At 56.3% G+C, this 1,159-nt stretch carries 1 protein-coding gene; it reads right to left on the bottom strand.

All coding sequences use genetic code 11. The features are described 5' to 3' along the window. Positions 1–65 precede the first annotated feature (65 nt). The gene (locus DQ230_RS16915) at positions 66–1,007 is read right to left on the bottom strand and encodes a GAF domain-containing protein (protein WP_113913711.1); all 942 of its coding nucleotides are present in this window, start codon (positions 1,005–1,007) and stop codon (positions 66–68) included. Between the last annotated feature and the right edge of the window lie 152 nt (positions 1,008–1,159).

Raw genomic sequence — 1,159 nt, 5'->3', positions numbered from 1 at the left:
CGATGACCAACCGTACCCAAGGCCCCCGGAGCTGTCCGGGAATTACCGAAATCCCTGTCCGGGATTTACCGAAACGCGTGTCCGGGAATTACTGAAATCCGTGTCCGGGAATTAGCGAAACCCGCAGCACGACCGATCCCAAGCTGGCGCGCGGCCTGCGATACGTTGTTTCCGGCCCGTGCCAACGCACGAATCACAGCGGCCTTTTCGGCCTTCTCAAATCCTGTAGGGCCATCTTTACGTCCCAGTATGTCTGTTGCAGGGCGCGCGACTAAATCACCCGTCCGTTGCAGCCCAAAGACACGGCGGGCCTCGCGGGTGGCCCCTATCACCAAATCACTTTCGTCAATGGCAAGTAGCGTTGAGGCCCCGGCGTCGTCGCTCTCGGCCACAATGATCCGCGCGGATGAAAAGGCGGCCCTGAAATTCGCGGCTTCAATCGCGCGTGCGGTTTGGGCCACTTGGGCCGCGATCAAGCGATTGAAGGCCTCCGTTTGATCTGCACGCGCGGATGATAAATCAAGCGCCGCCAAAAGTTGCCCGTTGCTGCCGTAGATCGGCGCGTCGATGCAACTCATGCCTGTGTTGCGCGTATAGAAATGCTCGTCTTGATGAATGATTACATGACGTTGCTCGGTCAGACAGGTCCCAATGCCGTTCGTGCCTTCTTTCTCTTCACTCCAGTCGGCACCGGTTGTGAGGCCCCAACCTTCAAATGCCATAGCGTCAGCATCAGAGAGACGTTGATCTAGGATGATGCCATCTGTATCGGTCAGGAAAACCGCGCAACCCGATTGCCCGACCAGAGAGAAAAGCGCGTCCAAACGCGGGCTCGCGACGGTCATGAATTTTTCGAGCATCTCCATCCTGAATTGCAGACTTTTTTGCTCTATTCGGTCAGGTGTCCGATGCTCATCAGGGTCCAGTCCATGCTTAATGACAGAACGGTGCCAACTCGCAGCAACCCGCGACTTTGCCGCAGCCGATGTCGACTGCGTTGCCTCCATCACAATATCAGCATGCGATGCCTTTGGTGTGAATCGGCATGCAAAATTGACCCACTTGGGTGGGTTATGAGCGAGTAAAATTGACCCACCTGCGACGTTAGCATCCGCGCCGAATAGCGCGGAGGAATGAGCAGGTGATATTGATGGAAAGT

This window comes from Roseovarius dicentrarchi, assembly GCF_003316635.1.
GTDB lineage: Bacteria > Pseudomonadota > Alphaproteobacteria > Rhodobacterales > Rhodobacteraceae > Roseovarius > Roseovarius dicentrarchi.
This window is presented reverse-complemented; position numbering and strand designations above follow the sequence as displayed.